Below are 24,633 nucleotides of genomic sequence, written 5' to 3'. Positions count from 1 at the left end.
GCATGCACGTGCCGGTCCAGGCCATCGACCGCGATATCTGGCGCGACGGTGTCGCGTCCGAAGGAGCGCGGCTGATCCCGGAGGAGACGCCGCTGGCGTTGACCTACAATGGCGGCACCTACGCCGTCATGATGGGAACGCCGCAGAACCTCGAAGATTTCGCGGTCGGCTTCAGCCTGGACGAAGGCATCATCAAATCCGTCGATGACATCAAGTCGCTCGAAATCGTCCGTCTCGACGACGGCATCGAGCTGCGCATGTGGTTGGCGCCCGACAATGCCGCGCGCATCAGCGAGCGCCGCCGCCACATCGCCGGTCCGACCGGCTGCGGCATTTGCGGCATCGACTCGATTGCCGCAGCGGTGAGGCCAGCAGCCGTCGTGCCGCAGGGACAGACGTTTACGCCCGAGCAGGTCATGCCGGCGATGCAAGCCATCGCGCCGCTGCAATCGATCAATCTGCAGACCCGCGCCGTTCACGCCGCCGCGTTCTGGTCGCCTGCCGGTGGTATCGTCGCGCTGCGGGAGGATGTCGGCCGCCATAACGCGCTGGACAAGCTCGCCGGTTCGCTGGCGCGCAGCCGCACGCCTGCAAGCGGCGGCATCGTGCTACTGACGAGCCGCGTCTCGGTCGAGATGGTGCAGAAGACCGCCGCCATCGGCGCGCCGGTGATCGTCGCCGTCTCTGCGCCGACTGCCCTTGCCGTGCGCACCGCGGAGGCCGCCGGCATCACGCTGATTGCCATTGCCCGCCAGGACGGGTTCGAAGTGTTTTCGCATGGCGGCCGGGTTGTCGCCCGTCATGCCACGGAGGTTGCCGATGTCGCCTGACCGCCTGATCTACATGGCCAACCAGATCGGCACGTTCTTCCGGAGCCAGGGCCACGACAAGGCCGTGCCGGGGATCGCCGACCACATCAAGAAGTTCTGGGATCCGCGGATGAAGCGCGCGATCTTCGCCCATCTCGATGCCGGCGGCGCGGGCCTTGAGCCGAACGTGCGGGAGGCGCTCACCTCGCTGAAGCCGACGACATCCCTTCCAGCAGCGCCCTGAAGACACGGCGCACCTCGCCCTGCGTCTCCTTCACGCGCGCCTCCAGCGAGGAGAAATGCGGCGCATCGCCGGCGCGTGCCATCACGCGCAGAAGGTCGGTGCCGGCGGTTTCCGGCTTGAACCGGTCGCTGACGCAGAGCCGCAGGATCTGCGTCAGGTCGTGATAGAGCCGCGCCGCGGCACGCAATATCTCGGTCTCCGATTGCGCGAGCACGCCGAGCCTGCATGCGTTGTCCAGCACCTGCGTGGTGCCGACGTCGAGAATCTCCGGTTTCTCGTGAGCATGCACGAGTTGGAGATATTGCGCGATGAAGTCGATGTCGACCATGCCGCCGGCGGCATATTTGAGATCCCAGCAATCGGCCTCGCCCTTCTCCTGGGCGATCGCGCGCCGCATGTCGGCAACATCGTTGGCGGTGATTGCGGGATCGCGGCGACGGGTCAGGACATCGCGGATGACGTGTTCGATCCGCTCCCGGAATTCGGGCGAAGCCGACACGACGCGCGCGCGCGTCAGCGCCATGTGCTCCCAGGTCCAGGCCTCGTTGGCCTGGTAGTCCGCGAACGAGACGAGGCTCGAGGCCACAGGGCCGGCACGCCCCGAGGGGCGCAGCCGCATGTCGATCTCGTAGAGCACTCCGTAATTGGTGCGCGTCGTGAACGCGCTGATCAGGCGTTGGGTGAAGCGGGCGAAGTAATGCGCACCTTGCAGTGACTTCGCACCGTCGGAGTCCGGATTGTCGCTGTCGAAATCGTAAAGCAGGATCAGGTCGAGATCGGACGACGCGGTCATCTCGCGGCTGCCGAGCCGGCCCATCGCGATGATTGCGCTCTCCTGCCCCTTGATCCGGCCATGCTGGGCGGCGAAGCGGTCGGCGACGAGACCATGAACGGTATGGACGATGCCCTCGGCGACGTCGGCAAAGGCCGTGCTCGCCTGCTGCGCCGAGACGGTGCCGGAGAGAATGCGCGTGCCGATCAGGAACAGGCTCTCCTGCCCGAACAGACGCAGGCGGTCGAGGAACTCTTCGTAAGAGCCGGCATCCTGCACGGTGGTCGCAAGCCGCCCCGACAATTCCTGCCGGTCGGGCATGGCGCCGAAGAAGCGCGGATCGATCAGGCCGTCCATGAGCTGCGGCTGCCGCGCCAGCATCTCGCCGAGCCGGGGCGCCGCGCCCAGCACCAGGGCCACGAGCGCGACGAGATCGCGGTTCTGGCCGAGCAGCGTGATCAGCCGGCCGCCGCGCTGAAGCGCCCCAAGGAAATGGTCGAACGCCACGACGGCCCGATCCGGCTCCTCGGCATGAGCGAGACCGTCGATCAGGGCCGGCACGAATTCGACGAAAGCGTTTCGCGTCGCCTCGACGCGGAAGACGCGGTACTCGCCGGTGATCCAGTCACGCACGGTCTGCGCGACGGCGGCAGGCTTCTTGAAGCCGAGCGTGGCCAGATACTGAAGCAGCCGCGGATCGTCGGGACCCGCACTGTAGTCGAGCGCCGGCAGCTTGGCCGTGCCGGTCGGATCGTCGCCCTCGAACAGTTTTTCGTAGTGGCCCTGAACGATCTCGAGCTGGCGCAAGAGGTCGCGGGCAAAGGCCTCGCGATCCGGATAGCCGAAGAACCAGGCGAAACGCTCGACCGCCTCCTTGTCCTCGGGCAGCGTGTGGGTCTGCTCGTCGGCGATCATCTGGAGGCGATGCTCGACCCGGCGCAGGAATTGGTACGCCGTGGTCAGCTCGTCACGCGCCGCAATCGTGATCCAGTTGCTGGAAGCAAGCACGCCGAGTGCCGCGAGCGTCGGCCGCACGCGCAGTTCGGGATGTCGTCCCCCGGCGATCAATTGCTGGGTCTGGGCGAAGAACTCGATCTCGCGGATTCCGCCGCGCCCGACCTTGACGTTATGGCCTTCGACCGCGACCTCGCTCTGGCCGCGATAGGTCTGCATCTGCCGCTTCATGTCGTGAACGTCGGCAAGCGCGGCAAAGTCGAGATGCTTGCGCCAGACGAAGGGCGCGATCTCCGCGAGCAGCGCCTCGCCTGCCCTGGGATCGCCGGCGCAGGCGCGCGCCTTGATCATCGCGGCGCGCTCCCAGGTGCGCCCTTCCCGCTCGTAATAGTTCAGCGCGGCGTCGCGCGAAATCGCCACCTGCGTCGAGGATGGATCGGGACGCAGGCGCAGATCGACGCGGAAGACGTAACCGTCGTAGGTGCGCTGCTGGAGAATGCGTGCCATCCCCTGCGTCACCCTCACGAAGAATGGCTGGGGTTCGATATCGGCGGCGAGTGTCGTATTGTCGGGATCGAAAAACACGATGAGATCGATGTCGCTGGAATAGTTCAGCTCGCCTGCGCCCATCTTGCCCATCGCAAGCACGATCAGCCCGCAGCCCTCCTCCGGCGCCTCGGGATTGGGCGGCGAGAGCTTGCCGCGTGCGGCTTCCTGCCGCAGCAAGTATTGAAGCGCCGCCCGCACCGAAGACACCGCGACATCGGTGAGCGCTGCGGTCACCCGCATCACCGGCCAGACCCCGCCGATGTCGCACAGTGCGATCAGGAGCGCGGCCTCCGCCTTCATGCGGCGCAGCAGCCGCATCACCTCGGCTTCGTCGGATGCCGCGAGCACCGCGCCGTTCGCCTCGGTGATCAGCGTGGCGAGATGCGCATCCGGTTCGCATTCCAGCAGCCGGATCAGGCGCTGCGGATCAGCGCGCACCAGCTCGAACAGATAAGGCGAGAATTCCGCGATGCCAGCCAGGATGTCCCGCGCGAAGCGGTGAGCCAGCAGCGCTTCAAGACGAGTGAATTGCGCGGGCTCGAGCTCGGCCAGCCAGCTTTCAAAACGTCCTTGGTCGGTGGCGGAAGCGGCAATATGGGGAGCCTCCGCGAAGCGTGCGGCAAGTCTCTCACCATGCTTGTCCGCGTTTCCCGGCGCGGAATGGTTCATGCCACCTTCTGTGGCACATCCTGCATTGGCGGAGCAACCCTGTCGCCGGCCCCCGCGCGCGCCGGCAGCACAAGCGTGGCGACAAGCCCGGGCTGGGCGTCACCCAACCTCAACTCACCGCCATGCAATGTCGCGACCGCGGAGGCGAGACTGAGGCCGAGGCCGGATCCAGGCAGCGTGCGGCTGGCTTCCAGCCGCACGAATCGCTCGACGGCATGCTTGCGGTCGGCCTCGGGTATACCGGGGCCGCGATCGGTGACGCTGAGCAGCACCTGGTCGCCCTCGCGTTTCGCCTCGATCGTGATCTGCCTTGAATCCAGGCTGACCACGGTTCCACCCGTTAGCGCGACCGGCTTGCCGTATTTGATCGCATTCTCGACAAGATTGGCGAGGGCCTGGCTGATCAACTCGCGGTTGGCGTAAACCGGCGTCGGCTCGCACCTGACCTTCAAGGTCATGCCGTCGTCTTCAGCCAGTGGCTCGTAGAGCTCGTGAATGCCGTTGGCGACATCGGCCGCGTCGAAATCATCCATGTTGCCGCGCGCCTGCCCGGACTCGGCGCGCGCGATCATCAGCAGCGCGTTGAAGGTACGGATCAGGCCGTCGGATTCCTCGATGGTCCGCTCCAGCGCGGCGCGGTAATCGGCCTCGCTGCCTGATTTCGCCAGCGCCTCCTCGGCGCGGTTGCGCAGGCGTGTCAGCGGCGTCTTGAGATCGTGGGCGATGTTGTCGGAGACCTCCTTCAGCCCCGCCATCAGCGCCTCGATGCGCTCCAGCATGGCATTGAGGTTTTCGGCGAGGCGGTCGAGCTCGTCACCGCTGCGTCCCACCGGCAGGCGCTCGCTGAGATCGCCGGTCATGATACGATGGGCCGTCCCGGACATGGCGTCGATGCGCCTGAGCACCCTGCGCGCGACGAAGATCCCGCCGCCCAGGCCAAGCACCACGACGATCAGCACCGACCATTGCGCGGCCTTGGCGACGATGCCGAACAGGCGCCGCCGCTCGGCGAGGTCTCGGCCGATCAGAAGCCGGAAGCCATTCTCGAGCTCGGTGACGCGCACCAGGGCGCGATGGTCGCGCTCGTCCGCATCCTCGATGCGCCGATACGCCGTCTCCGACCAGCCGCGCGTCGCCATCACGCCGGGCGCCAGCGAGCCGACATTGCCGGCGATCGCCTGCCCGGTCGGCGTGGTCACGAGGTAGAGGTTGGCCCCCGGCCGCAGCGCCCGGTACTCAATCGCGCGTACGAGGCCGACCAAGCCGCGGCGGCCGTAGATCTCGTTGATCTCAGACGTCTCGGCATTGACCGTCTGCGTGATTTCCTCGGTGATCAGCCGCCGCGTATTCCAGGCGAAATAGGCCAGCAGCGAGGCCGCGAACATCGCGAACAACAGCAAATAGACCAGCGTCAGCCGGAATGCCGTGGTGCGGACGAGTTTACCGAATGCCGTCACGGATCATGTATCCCGCGCCGCGGATCGTGTGCAGCAGCGGCCGCTCAAAACCCTTGTCGATCTTGGAACGCAGCCGTGAAATGTGCACGTCGATCACGTTGGTCTGCGGATCGAAATGATAGTCCCACACGTTCTCCAGCAGCATGGTGCGGGTCACCACCTGGCCCGCATGCTTCATCAGATATTCGAGCAGGCGGAATTCGCGCGGCTGCAGCGTCAGCTCGTCCTTGCCGCGCGCGACGCGATGGGAGAGCCGGTCGAGCTCGAGATCGCCGACCCGGTACAACGTGTCCTCGGCCGGACCGCCGCGGCGGCGCGACAGCACTTCGACCCGGGCCAGGAGCTCGGCGAAGGAATAGGGTTTTGGCAGATAGTCGTCGCCGCCGGCGCGCAAGCCCTTGATGCGGTCGTCGACCTGGCCGAGCGCGGAGAGAATCAGCACCGGCGTCGAATCGTCCTTGTCGCGGAGCGCGCCGATCACCGACAGGCCGTCGCGCTTGGGCAGCATGCGGTCGACCACCAGCACGTCGTAGTCGCCGTTCTCGGCCATGGCGAGGCCTTCCTCGCCGTCGGCGGCGTGGTCGGCAATGTGCCCGACCTCGCGAAACGCCTTCACGAGGTAGTCGGCGGATTCGCGGTCGTCTTCGATGATGAGGAGGCGCATCGTGCGTTCGGCAACGGTCAAGGGAGTGAACCTTCTCTAAACATGGCGCGAGCGGCAATCGCATGCAAGCCGAGTGAGAGACTCTGGCATCGAGAAAAAGGCGGGCGGTGAAGCTGGGGGGACTTCACCGCCCTAGGCCTTCCGACGGAGGGGGGCGTATTCCACCGGAAGGTAGACAGGGGAAGCAAACGTTGCGCTGCTCCCCCGAAGAGCGCCGTCGGCGGGGGCGACTGATGCCGGCGACACCCTTCATCTCGGAGGCCTCCTGAGGCCTGGCCCTTGGTTAACCCTTGGCGATGGGCACGGCGACGAAGCGCGACTGGCCGCCGCTCTTCACCCGCATCAGGACGCTGTTCTTGTTGTCGGTCCGCGCCGTGTTGATGGCGTCGCGGACTTCACCGGCGGTGCTCACGCTCTTGCCGCCGACTTCGAGAATCACGTCGCCTTCCTTGAAGCCGCGCTCGGCTGCGGCGCTCTTCGGATCGACTTCGGTGATCACGACGCCTTCCTTGCCGGCGCCGGCCACGGAATCGGCGGGCGCCACGGTCATGCCGAGCTTGGGCACGTCGGTGCCGCGGCTCGCGCCCTTGCCGCTGTCCTTGTCGATGTCGGCCTTGGCCTCGACCGTGTTCGGCAGCTGGCCAAGGGTGAGGTTCACCACCTTGTCCTGGCCCTTGTGCAGCACGTTGAGCTTCACGGTCGCGCCGGGCGCCAGGCCGCCAATGGTACGGGCGAGCTCGCGGGCGTCCTTGACCGATTCGCCGTTGACCGACGTGATCACGTCACCGGACTCGATGCCGGCCTTGGCCGCCGGACCGTTCGCCTGCGGCTCGGCAACCAGCGCGCCTTCGGCCTTCTTCATGCCGAGGCTGTCGGCGATGTCGGATGTCACCGGCTGAATCTGCACGCCGATCCAGCCGCGGCTGACCGAGCCCTTGTCCTTGAGCTGCGCCACCACGCTCTTCACGGTGCTGGCGGGAATCGAGAACGCGATGCCGACGCTGCCGCCGGAAGGCGAGTAGATCGCGGTGTTGACGCCCATCACCTCACCGTTGGTGTCGAAGGCCGGACCGCCGGAATTGCCCTTGTTCACGGGCGCGTCGATCTGGATGAAATCATCGTAGGGGCCGTTGCCGATGTCGCGGCCGCTGGCCGAAACGATGCCGGCAGTCACGGTGCCGCCGAGGCCGAACGGGTTGCCGACCGCGAGCACCCAGTCACCGATCCGCGGCTTGCCGTCGGCAAGCTTCGCGAACGGGAAGTTCGAGCTGCCCTCGACCTTGATCAAGGCGAGGTCGGTGCGCTGATCGGTACCGATCACCTTGGCGGTGTAGGTCTTGCCGTCGTCGGTCGTGACCTCGACCTTGTCGGCGCCGTCGACCACGTGGTTGTTGGTCACGGCGAAGCCATCAGCCGAGATGAAGAAGCCGGAGCCCTGGCCCTGCACGACGCGGCCACGACCGCCACCACCCTTCAGGCCCGGGATGCCATCCTGACCGCCGAAGCGGCGGAAGAACCGCTCCATCGGCGAGCCCGGCTGGAACGGCGACTGCGCGTCATCGCCGTCGTCATTGCTCGCGGTCTTTTCCTTGATGTTGACCTTCACCGAGATCACCGACGGTTTCACCCGCTCGACGATGTCGGCGAAACCAATTGGGCGTTCGACCTTGCGGACCTCGTTGTTGACCTGTGCATGCGCCGGGCTTGAGAACAGGTCGGCCGGCGAGGTCGACGTGCCGAAGCCGTAGACGGCGGCGCCGAGGCCGGCGACAACCGAGGCCATCAGCGCGATCTTGCGGGCCGAGAAAACGGACCGGCGGGGCTGCCGGTAGGACGGAAGGTTCGAGAGGTCGGAACGGTCGGTCATGCAGAGATCTCCAGGGCCTTGAAATCCATTTGGCGCCTGACGGCGGCACCTTACGGACCTGAAGATGGGGGCTGCCGCCTTACCGTGCGCTGGCGGCGGGGTTAAACTTTTGTAATGAACGCGGAATGCGGATGCGGCAGTTTATCGCGGCCGAAAGTCGTGAATCGGCAGGAACTTAACGAAGTTCCAGTAACGCCCGCGCGGTGCGGCTTGATGCGCGTAGCAACGTAGCTAGCGCGATGTGGCCTCGTCCGACATCAATGCGGCGAGCCGCGCTTCCTCGTCGGGCGTGAGCGGCGGAGCCGGTAGGTCTGCACCATTTCGCGAGCGCCGGCGGATTTGCAGCCATAGCGCCAGGCCGCCGCCAAGCAGCAGCAGCGGCGCGAGCAGCCACAGCAGCATGTTCTGGCGCTCGAAGCGTGGCTTGAGCAGCACGAACTCGCCGTAGCGCGCAACCAGGAAATCGAGCACTTGCGAATTGCTGTCGCCGGCCGCGATGCGCTCGCGCACCAGGAGTCGCAAATCGCGCGCGAGCGGCGCATCGGAATCATCGATCGACTGGTTCTGGCAGACCATGCAGCGCAGCTCGCGCGACAAGTCGCGTGCACGCGACTCCTTCGCAGGGTCCGACATGATCTCGTCGGGCTGCACGGCATGCGCCGCAGGCAAGGCCAGCAGCATCAGCGCGATGAACGCGACCATCATTCGGCGCATCAGATCACTCCGCCGGCTGCAGGCGCTGCTTTGCCCGCGCCGGTTTTGGCGCACCCACCCGCAGGCGCCGGTCCGACAGCGACAGCACGCCGCCGAACGCCATCAGCACCGGCCCCCACCAGATCAGCAGCACCAGCGGCTTGTGATAGATGCGCACCGCAATGGCGCCATCGGCAGTGGCGTCGCCGAGCGAGATGTAGAGCTGGCTGGCGCCGCGCGTCAGCAGCGCGGCCTCGGTAGTCGAGGAGCCGCGGGTGGTGAAGCTGCGCTTGGACGGCGTCATCACGCTGAGCTTCTCGCCGTCACTGCTGACGTTGAATTCGGCGATCATCTCGTGGAAGTTCGGCCCTTGGCGCTGAAACAGGCCGTCCAGCTTGACGTCATAGCCGGCGACATGGGCGACGTCGTTCTGCTTCATCGTGGCGATATATTCGCTGTTCCAGGTGGTCTCGCAGACGATTCCGATCAGCGCGACGCCGAGGCCGGCATGCGCAAATACCGAGCCCCAGGCCGAGCGCGGCAGACCGCGGGCACGATGCAGCGTCGTCGCGAACGGCAGGCGGAACAAGCCGGTTCGTTCGGCCAGATCCGTCGCGGCGCCGGCAATGACGAAGACGCCAAGTCCGATCGCCAATGGCGCCAGCGCGCTGCCGCCGAGCGCCCAGCCCCAGACCATGGCAACGGCGACAAGCCCGGCAACGCCGGCCGCGAGCAGACGTTGGGTGACGCCAAGCAGATCGCCGCGTTTCCATGCCAGCATCGGCCCGAACGGCACGGCGAGCAGCAACAGCGTGAACAGCGGGGCGAAGGTGAGATTGTAGAAGGGAGCACCGACCGACATCTTGAAATCGGCGAGCATCTCCATCGCCAGCGGATAGAGCGTGCCGAACAGCACCACCGCGCAGGCGACCGTGAGCAGCAAATTGTTCAGCACCAGCGCACCTTCGCGCGAGATCGGCGCAAACAAGCCGCCTTGCTTCAACGACGTCGCGCGCCCCGCGAACAGCGACAGGCTGCCCCCGATGAACAGGCAGAGAATCAGGAGAATGAACACGCCGCGGGTTGGATCGGTCGCGAAGGCATGCACCGAGGTGATGACCCCCGAGCGCACCAGGAAGGTGCCGAGCAGCGATAGCGAGAAGGTCAGGATCGACAAGAGGATGGTCCAGACCTTCAGCGCGTTGCGCTTCTCCATCACCAGAGCCGAATGCAGCAGCGCGGTGCCGGCAAGCCACGGCATCAGCGAGGCGTTCTCGACCGGGTCCCAGAACCACCAGCCGCCCCAGCCCAGTTCGTAATAGGCCCAGTACGAGCCCATGGCGATACCGAGGGTCAGGAAGATCCAGGCAACCAGTGTCCACGGCCGCACCCAGCGCGCCCACGCGGCATCGATCCGCCCCTCCAGCAGCGCCGCGATCGCGAAGGAGAACGAGATCGAGAAGCCGACATAGCCGAGATAGAGCATCGGCGGATGCACGGCGAGACCGATGTCCTGAAGCACCGGATTGAGATCGCGTCCCTCGATCGGCGGGTTGGCGATGCGGAGGAACGGGTTGGAGGTCACCAGGATGAAGAGATAGAAGGCACTGGCGATCCACGCCTGTACGGCCAGCACATGCGCGCGCAGCGACAGCGGCAGATTATTGCCGAAGGCCGCGACCAATCCGCCGAACAGCGCGAGGATCGACACCCACAACAGCATCGAACCTTCATGGTTTCCCCACACGCCGGTGATCTTGTAGAGCAGCGGCTTCATGGAGTGGGAATTCTCGTAGACGTTGGCAACCGAAAAATCCGACTCTACGTGCAGCATCACCAATGCGATGAACGACGCACCGACGAACAGAAGCTGCGCCAGCGCGGTGGACCGCGCCACATTCATCAGCGCGTCATCGCGCAGTCGTGCGCCGATCAGGGGCACGATGGACTGGATCAGTGCCAGTCCGAGCGCCAGCACCAGCGCGTAATGTCCCGACTCCGCGATCACCGAATTGCTCCCTGCGGATTGCCCTGCGCAGTCGTGGCCCCAGGCCTGACGCTATCTGAAGCCTTGACGCCATCGGAAGCTTTGGCACCGTAATCATCCTTCCAGTGCCCCTGCTTCTTCAGGGCATCGGCGACGTCCTTGGGCATGTAGGTTTCGTCGTGCTTGGCGAGCACGGTGTCGGCCTTGAACACGCCATCGGCGTCGAGCGCGCCTTCGGCGACGACGCCCTGCCCTTCCCGGAACAGATCGGGCAAAATGCCCTTGAAGGCGACCGGAAGCTTGGCGCCGCCGTCGGCGACCTCGAAGGTCACTGCGAGATTGTCGCCGCGCTGGAGCGAGCCGGGCTGCACCAGGCCGCCGAGGCGAAACCGCTTGCCGGGCGCGACGTGCTTCTCGGCGACCATGGTCGGGGTCGAGAAGAACACGATGGAGTCGCGCAGTGCGTTGAGCACCAGCCCGGCCGCGAGCGCGAGCACGGCAAGCGAGCCGCCGATGATGGTCATACGTCGCTGCTTGCGCGTCATGGCGTATCCATTCCCTGCCCGTCTCGTCGTGACATCCTCATCCGTCGAGCCCGAGTGTCTTGAGGCCTTCATCGAGCTGGCGCAACCGCGCTGCATCGTTGGCAACTGCCTGGCGGGCATCGGTCGATGCCCCCACCGCCTTGTCGCGATCACCCATCACGAGATAGGCGCGCACCAGGCGCAGCCAACCCTCGACGTCGTCGCCGTTCTGCTTGAGGCGCGTGGCGAGCCGTTCGACCATGCCGCGAACCATCGCGTTGCGGTCGCCCTCTTTCATGTCCTTGGAAGCTGCGAGGGTTTCATCGGACAGCGCCGGCATCGTCGCGCCACCGCCGCCGACCCGCGCGAGCGAGGTCTGCACCAGAGGGCGCCACGGCGCATCCGCCGGCGCTTTCGCCAGCAGCGCGCGCCAGATATTGGCGGCATCGTCTTTGCGGCCGTCCTGCTCGGCGGCGAGACCGAGGAAGTAGTTCGCCTTGGGGTCATCGGCGCTGAGCGCGCGCGCGCGCTCGAACTCGGTCTTGGCCTCGGCGGTCACGACGCCGCCGGCGGCGGCCGAGATCGCTTCGCCGAGATCGGACCGGCGCTCCGCGCTCTCGCCATTGTAGGTGAGCGAGTTGCGATAGGCGCGCACCGCGTCATCGAAGCGGCCAAGCCGCTCCAGCACGGGCGCGATCACGTTCCAGCCGCGCCCGTCGGTCGGATTCTTTTCCAGATGTTGCTCGACCTGGACGACCAGATTCTCGAGCGACTGCGCCATGCCGGACCCGGATCCGCGCTCCCGCTGCGCCAGTGGAAAGTCCTGAAGCCTGGGCGAGCCGAGCGGCACGTAGACGCTGATCGCAACCAGCGGCAGGCCGGCAAGCGCCAACACGGCCGCCGCGCGGCGCCATTTGAGGCTGGAATTCGGCGCCGTTGCGGGCTCGCTGCCGGCTGCGGCGAGCAGCCTGCGGCTGACCTCGACGCGCGCGGCCTCGGCTTCGGGCGCTGCGATCAGCCCTGCGGCAAGATCACGCTCGATCTCGGCGAGTTGGTCCTTGTAGACCGCGACCTCGCTGCCCTGATTTTGCGCGCGTCCGCTACGGCCGAGCGGCAAAAGCACGGCGAAGATCGCCGCGACCGTCATCAGCGCGAACACGAACCATAGCGTCATCTGGCAAGCTTCCGGCAGCGCGCAAGCCGCGCCCACAGGTGGCTTTACACCACGGCCGGACGATGCGGCAATTGACAATTGTCAATTCGGCGCGACCGCGCACGGTCCCGAAATGGTGAAAATCCAACGGCTTAGCTGATCTCGAAGTCCGCGCTTTGGGCGGCGTCCTCGCCATGCCCGTTGAAGGCCTTCAGGAAGTATGTTCCCGGCTCGATAGCGTCGGGCAATCTGATGCGCAACGCCCCGACCGGAACGGGCGATGCAACCCTGGTGACAGTCTCAGGAAGCTGCCGACCGCTTGCCTTCTCGACCAGCACCACCTTCGCGCCGACCATCAGCCTTTGATATTTGGCAACGACGACGCGATTCTCGATTTCGATGGAACTGATAACGGATTTCATGCGCCCACAGATAGAAATATCAAAGTTTGCACGGCGACCGTAGGGCCCGACATGGGCACCGTCAACCTGAAATTGTGACTACTGAAATATGCGCCTGGATCAGCTCGCGCGCGACGATTTGCGCTCGCCCGTGGCCGCGTTCTCCGCGGCGCGGCTCATCAGCGAGGCATAATCATCGCCGAACAGCACCTGGCAGAAGCGGATCGCGGCCTGCACCTGCTGCTGCCGATAGGTGCGGACCTTGTGATCGGCGCCGCGCAGCGACTGCACCAGCTGCTCGGTTGAACGCTCGACATATTGCTGGAGGTCGGAATAGGTGCGCAGTGTCACCTCGTTGATCGCAAGCTCGCTCGCATAGTTGCGACAGGTCGCAACGAAATCGATCAGCGCCACGGTTTCCTCGACCTCGGTGCTGTCGATCCGCGCGCCCGGCGGAATGTCCTTCTCGGCGCGCTGGCGCAGGATGCGGCGGACGCGGCCGGGAACACTGTCGATCTCGGATTGCAGCGCGTTGGAGATGTCGGCCCGGATCGAGGTCAACTGCTTGCCCCAAGCGGAATCGTTGCGCAGGTCGAGCTCGGTACGCAGGCCCCGGACGCCGTCGTGCAGCGTCTTGAGATTGCCGGCGACATTGTCGAAATGGCCGCGCTTGATGTCCATGCGCAGGATGGCGGCCACGCAGGACAGATCATGCAGCGCCATCGTGACGGCGACGCCATAGGGCGTTGCCGCGACACGGATCTCGTCGTCGGACGCGGCGATCTTGATGGCGAGGCGGATGATCTGCCACGGCGCGGTCATCCGCTGCACGACGATGGAGAGCGCGAAGGGCAGCATCTGCGGCGTCTGGAGGACGGGAATGTTGAGCGCTGCAGTCACCGAGGCGATCTGAGCATCGCCGAAGGCGCGCAAAGAGCGCGGCAGCTTCTCGTTCAAGGTGACGATGGCGTCGCGGACCGCGAGCACCGCCCCGGTCGAATAGAGATCCTCGATCACGTTGGGCGGACCAACGCGTGCGAGCGCACGCGATTTATCACCCCCGCCCGGTCCCGTCAGTTCGAAGATGGCATCCGCGGCGACCGCCTGGAGCTTCGAGGCCAGCGCTTCGACCTGCCCTGCGCTGTCGGCCGGCATGCGTGCCAGCGCCGCCTCGAATTCGCTCAGCTTGGCCGGAGCACCGTCGCGGCCGAGCCATTGCCAAATCGGAGCCAGCGAGGAGCGGCGGATCTGCCCGGCCCGGATCGGGGTGCCTGCCTCGACCAGGAAGGGTTCCAGCACCTGGAACAGTAGCCGCGACAGGTCGTCCGTGCGCGGCGGTGTTGCTTCCTCGGCTTCCGTCTTGCGGACAATCTTGCGCAGCTGGTCGAGCACGAGGGTCGCCACTGCCGTGTCCTGGCCGCGCTCAAGCGCGCGCTCGAACTCCCGCATCAGCAGTGCCTGCGCCTGCGGCGGGAGCTGCGCGAGATATTCCCTCAGCCGCTCGATCGATGTCTGGCTCATGCGTCCGGGTAATGAACGGTAAAATGGCGGACGTGGGATCCGTCCTGCTCGATCATAGGTGGGCCCGCTTAAGAAGCCGTTTAGGAAGTCGCTCCGAATACCCCTGGTTTCGTCCGGATCGGTGTGCCTCTGCAGGTCAAATAGTCGCGTCGGAACAAGGGATTATATTCCGGGGAGGACCAGCTCCGCCCGCAAGCCCCCGGTCGGCGCGCGGCCGAGTGCGAGGCTGCCGCCGTAGAGCGCAGCGAGCTCGGTCACGATCGACAGCCCCAGCCCCGATCCGGGCTTGGACTCGTCGAGCCGCTGGCCGCGCCGTGAGACCTGGGTGCGCTCGGCCTCCGACAGGCCGCGACCGTCGTCGTCGACGATGATGTGCAGCCGCGGACCGGCGCTCGCCTGATGCGGCGCCTCCACCAGAACTTCGATGAAGACCCGCGAGGCCGCCCATTTGCAGGCGTTGTCGACGAGATTGCCGACCATCTCCTCCAGATCCTGCCGCTCGCCGCGAAATTTCGCCGACGGATCGGCCTCGGCCTCGACCACGATGCCGCGGCCGCGGTGGATCTTCTCCATGGTCCGCCGCAATGCCTCGATGGCCGGTGCAACCTCCGTCACCGTCGCGACGACCGAGACCCGCGCCGCGATGCGCGCGCGCTCAAGGTGATGGGCGACCTGGTCGCGCATCACGTCGGCCTGCTCCATCACCTTGGCCGCGAACGGATCGGCGGCGTGCGCGCCGGCCTCGTTCACGATGACCGAGAGCGGCGTCTTGATGGCGTGGGCGAGGTTTCCGACATGGGTGCGGGCGCGCTCGACGATCTCGCGATTGGCGTCGATCAGCGCGTTGGTCTCGCGCGCCAGCGGCGCGATCTCGACCGGGAACTCGCCCTCGAGCCGCTCCGCCCGCCCAGACCGGATGTCGGCGATGGATTCGGAGATGCGCTTGAGCGGCGCGAGACCGAAGCGGACCTGGAACACGGTGGTCAGCAGCAACACGATGCCGAGCGCGGTGAAGGTGCCGCCGAGATAGTAGTCGAAACTGCGCGTCTCGTCGAAAATCTCGGTGTCGTCGCCGGCGACACTGACGAGAAATTTGCCGTCCGCGCCGAGATCGACCGGCCGCTCCACCATGCGCAGGTTCTGTCCCTCGGGACCGTCGACATAAGCGATCCGGATGCCGGCGGCGGTAAGCTCGGTGCCCTGCTCTTCCAGCTTCGGCAGCTTCTTGTCCCAGAGCGAGCGCGACGAGCGCACCTCCGGCTTTTCGATGTCGGTCCGCGTGATCTGCCAGTACCAGCCGGACAACGGCAGCTCGAACAGAGGCTCGCCGAGCGACTGGAACTGGCGGTCCGGGGGCTCGTCGGGGGTGGCAACCTCGGCGATCAGTGTGCGGAGATAGAGATTGAGCCGGCGGTCGAAGGCGCGCTCGGTGGCGTTCTTGTAGACCGACGACAGCACCACGCCGGTGACGGCCAGGATCACCACGAGCCACGCGGTCGCCGACAGGAACAGGCGGTTCGCGAGCGAGCTGGCGGGCATCGGAATGATCCCGGAGGCACGGGGTGGCATGGCGTCGGAACTCATGACCCGAACAAGGCCTCTGCCGGGCCGCCCGTCAAGCCAAGATACGTCTAGACAAGATCGTTCGAGACACCACGCTTCAAGCCCCGGGGGGCGGCGGGGTCAGGAGATAGCCGAGGCCGCGGACAGTCTGGATGATGTCGACGTCGAGCTTCTTGCGGATGCGGCCGACGAAGACCTCGATGGTGTTGGAGTCGCGGTCGAAGTCCTGGTCGTAGAGATGCTCGACCAGCTCGGTGCGGGATACGACGCGCCCCGAATGATGCATCAGGTAGGCCAGAAGCCGATATTCGTGCGACGTCATCTTGATGGGATTGCCCGATACGCTGACCCGGCCGGTCCTGGTGTCGAGCGTGACGGGGCCGCAGCTCAGCTCGCTTTGGGCATGGCCGGTGGAGCGGCGCAGCAGCGCGCGGATGCGCGCCAGCACCTCCTCCAGGTGGAACGGCTTTGCGACGTAGTCGTCGGCGCCGGCATCGAAGCCCTGGACCTTGTCGCTCCAGCGGTCGCGCGCGGTGAGGATGAGGACCGGCATGGTGCGGCCGTTGCGCCGCCAGGCTTCCAGGACCGAGATGCCGTCCTTCTTCGGCAGGCCGATGTCGAGCACCACGGCATCGTAGGGCTCGTTGTCACCGAGATAATGCCCCTCCTCCCCGTCGAAGGCGCGATCGACGACATAGCCGGCGTCGGTCAGCGCCTTGGTGAGCTGGCGATTGAGATCGGGGTCGTCCTCAACGACGAGCAGGCGCACGCTTCTCTCCAGAATTAGGCCGCATGAACATCCGCACAGATGAGCAATTCCGGCGTGAACTGAATATGAACACGGGGAACCGGCCGCGTTACTTTTTGGTCATATCCGACCAGTTCGCGCAAAACGCATTGCGCCCGCCGGGCCACCGGACGAACCGGCGGCCTGGCGGGCGCAATGTGCCGCGGTACGCGGCGAGTCGGAAGGTGCGAACCGTCCGCTCGATCTGCCGATCAGGTCCGGAAGAACACGAACCAGATGACCGCGAGGATCAGGATCGCAAGCCCGGTCGATATGGCGAGCAGCGCCGCCACCGACGGCCCAGGCTCGCCCTGGCGCGCCTCGGTCGGAGTTTCCACGATCTGACGTTGGTCTCGCGTGGTTGCCATGGTGACCTCAATTCTGGCTGTCGCGTCGGATGGCCGCGACTGCTCGCGGCGGAATGTCTCGTGCCAACGCATGATGGGATATGATGTTCCGGCCTTTGCGGCCTGATCAGGTTGCAACCGCGCACCGGGCGGCCGGTTAACGCAGTTGCAAGATTCAGCGATCCGCCTTGCTATGATTCGTTGTTCCCCGATGGTATCTTCGTCTTCTGTCCCCGTTGCGTTTGGAGTAGCCCATGGCCCCCCGCGCCAATTGGAAGGGTTTTCTGCGTTTGTCGCTCGTGACCTGCCCGGTCGCGCTCTATCCGGCCACTTCGGATACCGAGAAGGTCTCGTTCAACCAGATCAACCGCAAGACCGGCCACCGGATCAAGTACCTCAAGGTCGACGCCGAGACCGGTGACGAGGTGACCTCGGAGGACATCGTCAAGGGCTACAAGGTCGACACCGACACCTATATCGAGGTCACCAAGGACGAGCTCGACGACATCGCGCTGGACTCCACCCACACGATCGAGATCGACGAGTTCGTACCGAAGACCGACATCGACAGCCGCTATCTGATCCGCCCCTATTATCTCGTGCCCGATGGCAAGGTCGGCCATGACGCCTTTGCCGTGATCCGCGAGACGATCCGGAGCATGGACAAGGTCGCGATCGGCCGCGTGGTGCTGACCAACCGCGAGCACATCATCGCGCTGGAGCCGCTCGGGAGCGGCCTAATGGGGACGCTGCTGCGCTACCCCTATGAGGTGCGCGGCGAGAAGGACTATTTCGACGACATCCAGGACGTGAAGCTGACCAAGGACATGCTCGACCTTGCAAAGCACATCGTCGAGAAGAAGTCCGGCGCGTTCGAGCCCGAGCTGTTCGAGGACCATTACGAGACCGCGCTGATCGACCTCATCAACAAGAAGCGCAGCGGAGCGCCCATCGCAGCAAAGGCCGCGCCCAAGACCGGCGGCAACGTCATCAACCTCATGGACGCGCTGAAGAAGAGCATCGCGAACGAGAAGGACGCAAGCCCCGCGGCGAAGGTGGCCAAGGACGTGAGCAAGGACGCCGTCAAGGGCAAGAAGCCGAAGAAGCGCGTCGAAGGCCAGCGCGAGATGCTGCTGCCGATCGCGGGCAAGGGCGGCAAGGACGCTGCTGCGAAAGCCGCTCCCAAGAAGGCCGACAAGCCAGTGCGCGCGCCGGCGCGGGCGAAGAAGGCCGGCTAGAACCATCGCACAGCGACGACGCCGTGATGCCTCCCCTCGTCGATCGGCCGACCTGACATGCCCTGGTCGACTGCGTTCGACGACCCCATTTCGTTACGTGGCGGGCGCAAGCTGCGGACGCTGCAAGAAGCTGCCGATCACATCATGCGACTGCCCGAGGATACGCAGCATGCGAGCCACTGGCAGACCGCGATCGAAACCCTGATCAACGCGGCCGAGACCGGCGGCGGCTGGATGATGTTCGCCCGCATCGCGGTGTTGCGGGCGCTGAATGCGGACGCTCGTCGCGACTGAGCTTTGCACCGCGGTCGAGAACAGGCTCAACAATCCGTTAAGCCAAGCCCGCGCTTTCAGCGTCTGCCCACAGTCGCGGGGGCGGCACGTAATCCTACGGAAGACAAAATTAACCGACGCTTCTCGCTCTGCGCAGCATGGTCGCCCCTCGATTGAACCCGGGATTTGCAGGCTCGTGCAGCAGCAGGACGCCAGAAAGAACTACATCGGCATCGTCAACGACGCGGCCGAGCAAGAAAGCCTCGCCGGCAGCCCCGCGCGGGCGCAGCCGTGCGCGGTGAGCTATCTGGTCGGACGCCTGGCAGCGGTGCTGAAACGCCCCGGCAAGATCGCGCCGGAACGTCAGATCTCGTCCTGAGACGGGATGACGACATCGCCAAATGCGTCCGAATTGGGTGACGAAACCTTAAGTCAATCGATGACACCATATCAAACGGCAGGTGAGGACCATCCACCTGCGTTTTGACGCGCCCGCGAAAAATTAGTGAATCAATTTACCATTCCGAAAACGGCACCAGCCTAGGTTGGACGGATGAACAGGAGTTGACGATGACTTTGCTCAAGTCATTTCTTGCCAATGAAAATGGTGCCACCGCCATCGAGTATTGTCTGATCGCCACGGGCATCGCGCTCGCGATCATCACGGCCGTGAACAACACGGGCGGCGCACTCCTGAGCGGCAAATTCAACTCGATCAGCGCGGCGGTGAAGTAGCCGGCATAGCCGGCGCGCCGCAATCTCATCAGCACGAGTCCGCGTGCAGCACGCCGGATGACGGGCTCCTCCTTCCGATGCGGCGCGACCCCAGCTTGATTTTCGCGAAGTTCACATTATGGCGTTGTGTCGTGCGGTTGCGCCGTCGTAGAGCGTAAGCTCAAACTCCAGCGGCCCTTTGATATGATTCCTTCCGACAAGCCGACCTCGACAATCCGGGCTCGTCTTGGCTCGGACCGGTCGGTAGCGATCACCGTTCTTGCTGTCCTGGCGGCCGTGTCGTTTCTTCCGGTGCTGCTGACCCCTATCCCCGCGATGGTCGACTATCCCAATCACCTCGCCCGGATGTATATTCTGAGCCAGAACGGCACTCCCAACGCCAATCCGCATTACGAGGTGGTCTGGGCATTCTATCCCAACCTTGGAATGGATCTGCTGGTCCCGCAGATGGCGCGGCTGATCAGCGTCGAGAACGCCACACGGCTGTTTCTGCTCCTGAGCCAATTGCTGATCGTCGGGGGCGCTCTCTTGCTCGAATGGGCCCGGAAGGGACGGGTCCATCTCGCCGGCTTTGCGGCGCTCGCTTTCCTTTACTGTCTGCCGTTCAGCTGGGGCTTCGTGAATTTCGAGTTCGGGCTAGGCCTCGCTCTCTGCGGCATCGCCGTCTATCTGATGCTCGCCGAACGCCCATGGCCACTGCGTTTCGTCGTCAACATGGTCTTCGTCGCAGCGCTGTTTACGGCGCATTTCTTCTCGCTCGGCATCTACGGCGCGACGCTCGGGCTTTACGAGCTCTCGCGCATCCGCCATGGGCGAATGTCGTACGGTGTCGCCGCCGCGCGGCTCGCCGCGTTGGCCATACCGGCGCTTGCCCTGTTTGGGATCATGCGCATGACGGCGGGATCGATCGGAAGCGAAGGAACGAACTGGTTCTTCGGATTCAAGCCTATCTGGCCGTTGCGCATCATGAACGGCTACAATTTGACGGTCGCGGCGGCGACCGGGCTGACGCTGATGATCTCGCTGTTCTTCGCCGCAAGACGCGGCGTCCTCAAGCTCGAAGCAGCCGGAATCTGGCTCGCGATCGGCTTCGCTCTGCTCTATGTCGTCATTCCCTCGAAGCTGTTCGGAACCTCGTTCGTCGACCTGCGCGTGATTCCCGCTGCGGCTCTGATCCTGCCGGCCTTCTGCTCGCTGACACTGCCCAGCCGGGCATGGAGAATGGCAGCGCTCGCCGCGATCAGTAGCATCATACTGATCAATCTCGCCCTCGTGCTTGCGGTGTGGTTGCCTTACCGCACCGACTATGCGGCCATCGTCGAGTCGTTCCACAAGATCGATCGCGGCTCGCGCATCCTGGTCGCCAGCACGGACGATAACGGAGACCCGCCCTTCGCGGACCTCACCTCGTATCCGATGTATTATGCGCCTACGCTGGCCGTGCACTATGCCAACGCGTTCGTGCCCAATCTATTCACGGAAGCCGGCAAGCAGCCCGTGCGGCCCCGCGAGGACGTGCGCCGTCTTGCCATTCCCTACGGAGGGCCGGTGCCGCTGGCCGTGCTGACCGCGATTGCGGCAAGCCGGCCGCCGGCGGGCGTTCCGCCGTTCGTCCGCACCTGGCACCAGGACTTCGACTATCTCTACGTCCTCGGGCCGAAAGTCGCAAACCCGCTGCCGGATCTGCTGGAAGCGCTGGACACCTCGGAGCGATTTGTTCTCTACAAGATCCGCCGCAAGTCCTAGGCCGAAGTCCTAGACCAAAGCCGCCGCTGCCCGCGTGGTTAATCGGGTATCACCATCCGCACCCGCCTCATTGGAAGCGGCCACGGTGCCCGATATCCTTAATGGTTGTGGCAAGGCGACCTTAACCACCGCAGGCATAGACTTCCGCTCCTGCAACGAGTTGGACTCTCTCGCATGGCGGCCAATTTCCAGTCGATCCGCTACAGCCTCGTCATCCCCGTGTTCAACGAGGAAGCCGTGCTGCCGGTGCTGCTGCGCAGGCTCGACCTGGTCTTGTCCCGGCTCGACGGGCCGGCAGAAGCAATCTTCGTCGACGACGGCAGCAGTGATTCCAGCTCGATCGTGCTACAGGCGCTCGCCACGCGCGACCCGCGCTTTCGCTATATCGGCCTGTCGCGAAATTTCGGGCATCAGATCGCCATCACCGCCGGCATGGACGCCGCGCAAGGTGAAGCGATCATCGTCATGGATGCCGATTTGCAGGATCCGCCCGAAGTGATCGAGCAATTGATCGCAAAATGGCAGGAAGGCAACGACATCGTCCACGCCCGCCGCCTCTCGCGCGACGGCGAAAGCCGATTCAAGCGCGCGACCGCGCATCTGTTCTACCGGCTTCTCGGCAGGATGTCCTCGGTCGGCATCCCCGCCGATGTCGGCGACTTCCGCCTGATCGATCGCAAGGTGCTCGACGCGCTTCGGCAGATGCCGGAGCAGGACCGCTTCGTACGCGGCATGATCGCCTGGCTCGGCTTCCGGCAGGCCGAGGTCACCTTCCACCGCCTCGAGCGCGCAGCGGGCGAGACCAAATATCCGCTGTTCAAGATGGTGCGGCTCGCGACGAACGCCGCGCTCGGCTTTTCCGATCTGCCCTTGCGGCTCGCAATCTGGTGCGGATTGACGGTCTCGGGTCTGGCACTGCTCTATGGCGGCTGGGTGATCGTGTTGTGGCTCAGCAACGATAGTCATCTCGTGACCGGCTGGTCCTCGACGATCGTCGTCGTGTCCCTGCTGTGTGGAATGAACATGCTGATGACGGGCATCGTGGGGCTTTACGTCGGCCGTATTCATGCCGAGGTGAAACGTCGACCGCTCTACGTGGTGCAGACCCGCGCTGGCTTCGACCGCAACGAGGCGGCGGCCGCGCCTGCGATCCACGCCGTCAACGAGTGACCCAGCGCATGACCGAGCTCTTCGACGGTTATCACGACAACTACCGTGACGTGGTCCAATCCTCGATCGACTTCTCCGGTTTGCCGCATCATTTCTTCATGCGCGCCAAGGCTGATCTCCTGGGCAATCTGATCGCGCAGCGGCTCGACACGGAGAGGCCCGACATGCTGGACGTCGGCTGCGGCGTCGGCAGCCTTCATCCTCTGCTGCACGGCATGGTCGGCCGCTTGAGCGGTATCGACGTTTCTTCGGCCAGCCTGGCGCAGGCACGCACTGACAATGGCAGGGTCGACTACCGTGAGTTTGACGGCCGCACCTTTCCTTTCGACGATGCCAGCTTCGATCTGGTCACGGCCGTCTGCGTGATGCATCACGTCGTGCCGGCCGAGTGGGCGCAATTCATCGCGGAGATGCGGCGCGTGACGCGCCCTGGGGGACTCGTCTGCGTCATCGAGCACAATCCGTACAACCCGCTGACGCGCCTCGCCGTCGCGCGTTGTGAGTTCGACCGGGACGCTGTCCTGCTCGGGGCTGGCACAACCCGAAAATTGATGGCTGCCGGCGGCTTGCGCGAGATCGGTGCGCGCCATTTCCTGCTGCTGCCCTGGGACACCAAGCCGGCGCGGCGCCTCGAAGCGACCCTGAGCGGCGTGCCGCTCGGCGGCCAATACGCCGCCTTCGGGACCGCTTGATCTATCTTTGCGGCACATCTCGCCGCTTGTGCACGACCGCCACGTCGTCGCTGTAGACGCGCTGCCATTGGGGTAGCCGGTCCAGCATCGCTATCGCGGGCGTCTCCGGCGCGAGCAGCGTCGCGCCGATGTTGTATTCATCGAGCAACTTGAGAAAGTCGCCGAGGTCGACCAGCGCCAGGGCGCGATTGTAGCGGTTGATGAACGTTCCCCCGTACAGTTCACCGCGACCGTCGATAAAGGTGGGAATGCCGGCAAAGATCAAATAGCCGCCGAAGGAATAATCGTTGAGCACGTGCCCCGTCGTGGCGAGCTTGGCTTCAGTGACGGCAGCCTGAGGAGTAATGGCCGAAGCCGGCCGTATATCACGGACCAGCGTCGCCCCGCTCACCACGATCAGCACACCCAGCACGGCCAGGTTCAGGCCGCGTGACGAGCCGGCAGCATCTTCCGCAATCGATCCGCCGAACGTCCGCCCCAGCGGAGCCGCCAGATAGAGCGGCGCCAGCATGGCCAGCAGATCCGCATTGCGGATCTGGGCCAGCGCGAAATGCAGTAAGCCGATCACGACCAAGGTCCGCACGACCGGCAGCGTCACGCCACGCGAGAGCGCGAAGATGCCGGCCAGCAGCAGCAACTCGAAGATACCTATGTGGCTGAAATCCTGCGGCCGCCATTCCGCGATCCAACCGAGCGCGGGGCCGAGGCCGAGTGTGGTCAGCGGCATCAGCAGCGGTTCCGGCCCGTAGGGGGTCAGGCAGGACGCCGCGACCGCAAGCGCGGTGAACGGCAGCCAACGCAGGAATACGCGGGGCCATTCGCTGCGCTTCTCGCGCAGCAGCGCCTCGAGCCCCGCAGGGCCGATCAGTCCAAGCGCCAGCACCACACTGCCGTGCAGATTGGCCCACACGACCAGCAGCGGAAGGGCCCAATACGGCGGAGGCCCTCCACGATCCATGCAGCGTACCAGGGCAGCCGCCCAGGTCACCATCAGCGGCAGCACCAGCACGTGTGGCCGCGCCAGCATATGCGGCGCCAACAGGATGACGGCCGCGATCACCATGAGCAGCGTCTGGGTCGGCGAAAGCTCGCGCAGCAGGAAGAACGTGAACAGGCCGAACGCGAGCGCTATCGCCGCGGCGCCGACGACGAGGCCGGCCTGCCAGCCGGCAAGCGCGTAAGCTCCGGCGTAGATGATCTCCGAGAGCCATTCGAAGGTGATCCAGGGGGCGCCATGCCTCGAAAAAGAAAATGGGTCGCTCGCCGGAAGCTTGCCGTGCGCGATGATCCAGCGCCCGACCTCGATGTGCGAATAGGTGTCGGGATCATTGAGCAGCCGCGGTCCTAGGATCAGCAGCAGGACATAGACGCCAAGGCTCACCAGCCAGGGGAGCGCCGTGCGCGCCGAAAACGGTTGAACCTCGCTGTGGACGACCTGGTCACTCATGGCGAGCGCAAGTTAGGGCCCAAGCGTTAAATTCCTCTTTGACATTCATTGCGGCTGGAGAGTGCGCGGCGGGCCGGTCACACTTTGTGAACCATACTCCCGGCTACGAAATCCGGGCTGCGGCGCTTTGACGACCATGCGGGTCCTGATACCCTTCATACTGTCAATCGACCAACCACAGCTGCAAGGATGCGGATGAGAAGCGTGATGCTCCTGGCTTTCAGCCTCGTCTTGTCGGCGTCTGGTCGCAGGACGGCGCGAGAGGACAGACTTCGGCCGCACCGCCGGTTTCGCTTTCTCCGCCCAATGGATCGCCGCCGCACGCGGGCGCCAAAAATTCTAGACCTCCGCCGGCAGCATCCATCAGAGAA

General features: G+C 65.1%; 23 protein-coding genes. 9 read left to right on the top strand and 14 right to left on the bottom strand.

All coding sequences use genetic code 11. The features are described 5' to 3' along the window. The first annotated feature begins 2 nt into the window (after positions 1 to 2). On the top strand, positions 3 to 830 hold the full coding sequence (gene fdhD / locus AC0L3U_RS09805; protein ID WP_473361587.1) for a formate dehydrogenase accessory sulfurtransferase FdhD: 828 nt from the start codon (positions 3 to 5) through the stop codon (positions 828 to 830). Further along, positions 820 to 1,053 (top strand): formate dehydrogenase subunit delta, encoded by a 234-nt coding sequence (locus AC0L3U_RS09800; protein WP_027516979.1) that lies wholly within the window; start codon positions 820 to 822, stop codon positions 1,051 to 1,053. The genes fdhD and AC0L3U_RS09800 overlap by 11 nt, the downstream gene beginning before the upstream one ends. On the opposite strand, the gene AC0L3U_RS09795 is transcribed toward AC0L3U_RS09800, so the two are convergent. The 13 genes from AC0L3U_RS09795 to AC0L3U_RS09735 form a co-directional block, all read right to left on the bottom strand. Continuing rightward, a complete protein-coding gene (locus AC0L3U_RS09795; protein WP_473361586.1) occupies positions 1,010 to 3,997 on the bottom strand; it encodes a bifunctional [glutamine synthetase] adenylyltransferase/[glutamine synthetase]-adenylyl-L-tyrosine phosphorylase in 2,988 nt (995 codons plus the stop codon). The genes AC0L3U_RS09800 and AC0L3U_RS09795 overlap by 44 nt on opposite strands. Then, entirely contained in the window at positions 3,994 to 5,454 is a 1,461-nt protein-coding gene (locus tag AC0L3U_RS09790) for a sensor histidine kinase (RefSeq protein WP_473361585.1), read from the bottom strand. The genes AC0L3U_RS09795 and AC0L3U_RS09790 overlap by 4 nt, the downstream gene beginning before the upstream one ends. Then, on the bottom strand, positions 5,438 to 6,118 hold the full coding sequence (locus tag AC0L3U_RS09785; RefSeq protein ID WP_035969420.1) for a response regulator transcription factor: 681 nt from the start codon (positions 6,116 to 6,118) through the stop codon (positions 5,438 to 5,440). Before AC0L3U_RS09785 ends, AC0L3U_RS09790 begins: the two co-directional genes overlap by 17 nt. A gap of 283 nt (positions 6,119 to 6,401) precedes the next feature. Continuing rightward, positions 6,402 to 7,985 (bottom strand): Do family serine endopeptidase, encoded by a 1,584-nt coding sequence (locus AC0L3U_RS09780; protein ID WP_473361584.1) that lies wholly within the window; start codon positions 7,983 to 7,985, stop codon positions 6,402 to 6,404. A 231-nt stretch (positions 7,986 to 8,216) separates the two neighbouring features. Then, positions 8,217 to 8,699 carry a cytochrome c-type biogenesis protein gene (locus AC0L3U_RS09775; protein WP_473361583.1) on the bottom strand — a complete coding sequence of 161 codons (483 nt, stop codon included), beginning with the start codon at positions 8,697 to 8,699 and terminating at the stop codon, positions 8,217 to 8,219. A 4-nt stretch (positions 8,700 to 8,703) separates the two neighbouring features. After that, complete coding sequence (locus AC0L3U_RS09770) at positions 8,704 to 10,686, bottom strand: heme lyase CcmF/NrfE family subunit (protein ID WP_473361582.1); 1,983 nt, start codon at positions 10,684 to 10,686, stop codon at positions 8,704 to 8,706. Then, a complete protein-coding gene (gene ccmE, locus AC0L3U_RS09765; protein WP_473361581.1) occupies positions 10,683 to 11,210 on the bottom strand; it encodes a cytochrome c maturation protein CcmE in 528 nt (175 codons plus the stop codon). Before ccmE ends, AC0L3U_RS09770 begins: the two co-directional genes overlap by 4 nt. A gap of 37 nt (positions 11,211 to 11,247) precedes the next feature. Then, positions 11,248 to 12,363, bottom strand: a complete 1,116-nt coding sequence (gene ccmI, locus AC0L3U_RS09760) for a c-type cytochrome biogenesis protein CcmI (RefSeq protein WP_473361580.1) — start codon at positions 12,361 to 12,363, stop codon at positions 11,248 to 11,250. 131 nt (positions 12,364 to 12,494) lie between these two features. Next, complete coding sequence (locus AC0L3U_RS09755) at positions 12,495 to 12,764, bottom strand: hypothetical protein (protein ID WP_456765139.1); 270 nt, start codon at positions 12,762 to 12,764, stop codon at positions 12,495 to 12,497. Between the two features lie 99 nt (positions 12,765 to 12,863). Continuing rightward, positions 12,864 to 14,264 carry a hypothetical protein gene (locus AC0L3U_RS09750; protein ID WP_473361579.1) on the bottom strand — a complete coding sequence of 467 codons (1,401 nt, stop codon included), beginning with the start codon at positions 14,262 to 14,264 and terminating at the stop codon, positions 12,864 to 12,866. Between the two features lie 162 nt (positions 14,265 to 14,426). After that, positions 14,427 to 15,803 (bottom strand): ATP-binding protein, encoded by a 1,377-nt coding sequence (locus AC0L3U_RS09745; RefSeq protein ID WP_473361578.1) that lies wholly within the window; start codon positions 15,801 to 15,803, stop codon positions 14,427 to 14,429. Positions 15,804 to 15,924: 121 nt separating this feature from the next. Beyond that, positions 15,925 to 16,596 (bottom strand): response regulator transcription factor, encoded by a 672-nt coding sequence (locus AC0L3U_RS09740; protein ID WP_027569117.1) that lies wholly within the window; start codon positions 16,594 to 16,596, stop codon positions 15,925 to 15,927. Between the two features lie 230 nt (positions 16,597 to 16,826). Continuing rightward, positions 16,827 to 16,982: a hypothetical protein gene (locus tag AC0L3U_RS09735; protein ID WP_007593402.1), complete on the bottom strand. Its 156-nt coding sequence runs from the start codon at positions 16,980 to 16,982 to the stop codon at positions 16,827 to 16,829. 233 nt (positions 16,983 to 17,215) lie between these two features. Between AC0L3U_RS09735 and ku the strand changes: the two genes are divergently transcribed. The 7 genes from ku to AC0L3U_RS09700 all read left to right on the top strand — a co-directional run bounded on the left by ku (position 17,216) and on the right by AC0L3U_RS09700 (position 22,815). After that, complete coding sequence (ku, locus tag AC0L3U_RS09730; protein WP_473293341.1) at positions 17,216 to 18,199, top strand: non-homologous end joining protein Ku; 984 nt, start codon at positions 17,216 to 17,218, stop codon at positions 18,197 to 18,199. Between the two features lie 57 nt (positions 18,200 to 18,256). Continuing rightward, complete coding sequence (locus AC0L3U_RS09725; protein ID WP_027569115.1) at positions 18,257 to 18,493, top strand: hypothetical protein; 237 nt, start codon at positions 18,257 to 18,259, stop codon at positions 18,491 to 18,493. Positions 18,494 to 18,668: 175 nt separating this feature from the next. Then, the gene (locus AC0L3U_RS09720; RefSeq protein ID WP_473361577.1) at positions 18,669 to 18,851 is read left to right on the top strand and encodes a hypothetical protein; all 183 of its coding nucleotides are present in this window, start codon (positions 18,669 to 18,671) and stop codon (positions 18,849 to 18,851) included. A gap of 191 nt (positions 18,852 to 19,042) precedes the next feature. After that, positions 19,043 to 19,207 (top strand): Flp family type IVb pilin, encoded by a 165-nt coding sequence (locus tag AC0L3U_RS09715; RefSeq protein ID WP_456765145.1) that lies wholly within the window; start codon positions 19,043 to 19,045, stop codon positions 19,205 to 19,207. Positions 19,208 to 19,390: 183 nt separating this feature from the next. Further along, positions 19,391 to 20,953 carry a hypothetical protein gene (locus tag AC0L3U_RS09710; RefSeq protein ID WP_473361576.1) on the top strand — a complete coding sequence of 521 codons (1,563 nt, stop codon included), beginning with the start codon at positions 19,391 to 19,393 and terminating at the stop codon, positions 20,951 to 20,953. 174 nt (positions 20,954 to 21,127) lie between these two features. Beyond that, positions 21,128 to 22,123: a glycosyltransferase family 2 protein gene (locus AC0L3U_RS09705; protein ID WP_473361575.1), complete on the top strand. Its 996-nt coding sequence runs from the start codon at positions 21,128 to 21,130 to the stop codon at positions 22,121 to 22,123. Between the two features lie 8 nt (positions 22,124 to 22,131). Further along, entirely contained in the window at positions 22,132 to 22,815 is a 684-nt protein-coding gene (locus tag AC0L3U_RS09700; RefSeq protein ID WP_473361574.1) for a class I SAM-dependent methyltransferase, read from the top strand. Position 22,816: 1 nt separating this feature from the next. Here the strand turns inward: AC0L3U_RS09700 and AC0L3U_RS09695 are convergent, their stop codons facing one another. Continuing rightward, positions 22,817 to 24,262, bottom strand: coding sequence for a hypothetical protein (locus tag AC0L3U_RS09695; RefSeq protein WP_473361573.1), 1,446 nt, complete (start codon positions 24,260 to 24,262; stop codon positions 22,817 to 22,819). Positions 24,263 to 24,633 lie beyond the last annotated feature (371 nt).

The sequence above is a fragment of the Bradyrhizobium sp. Kon69 genome, assembly GCF_055807515.1.
Note: the sequence above shows the minus strand (reverse complement) of the source record. Positions and strands in the feature narration are given on the sequence as shown.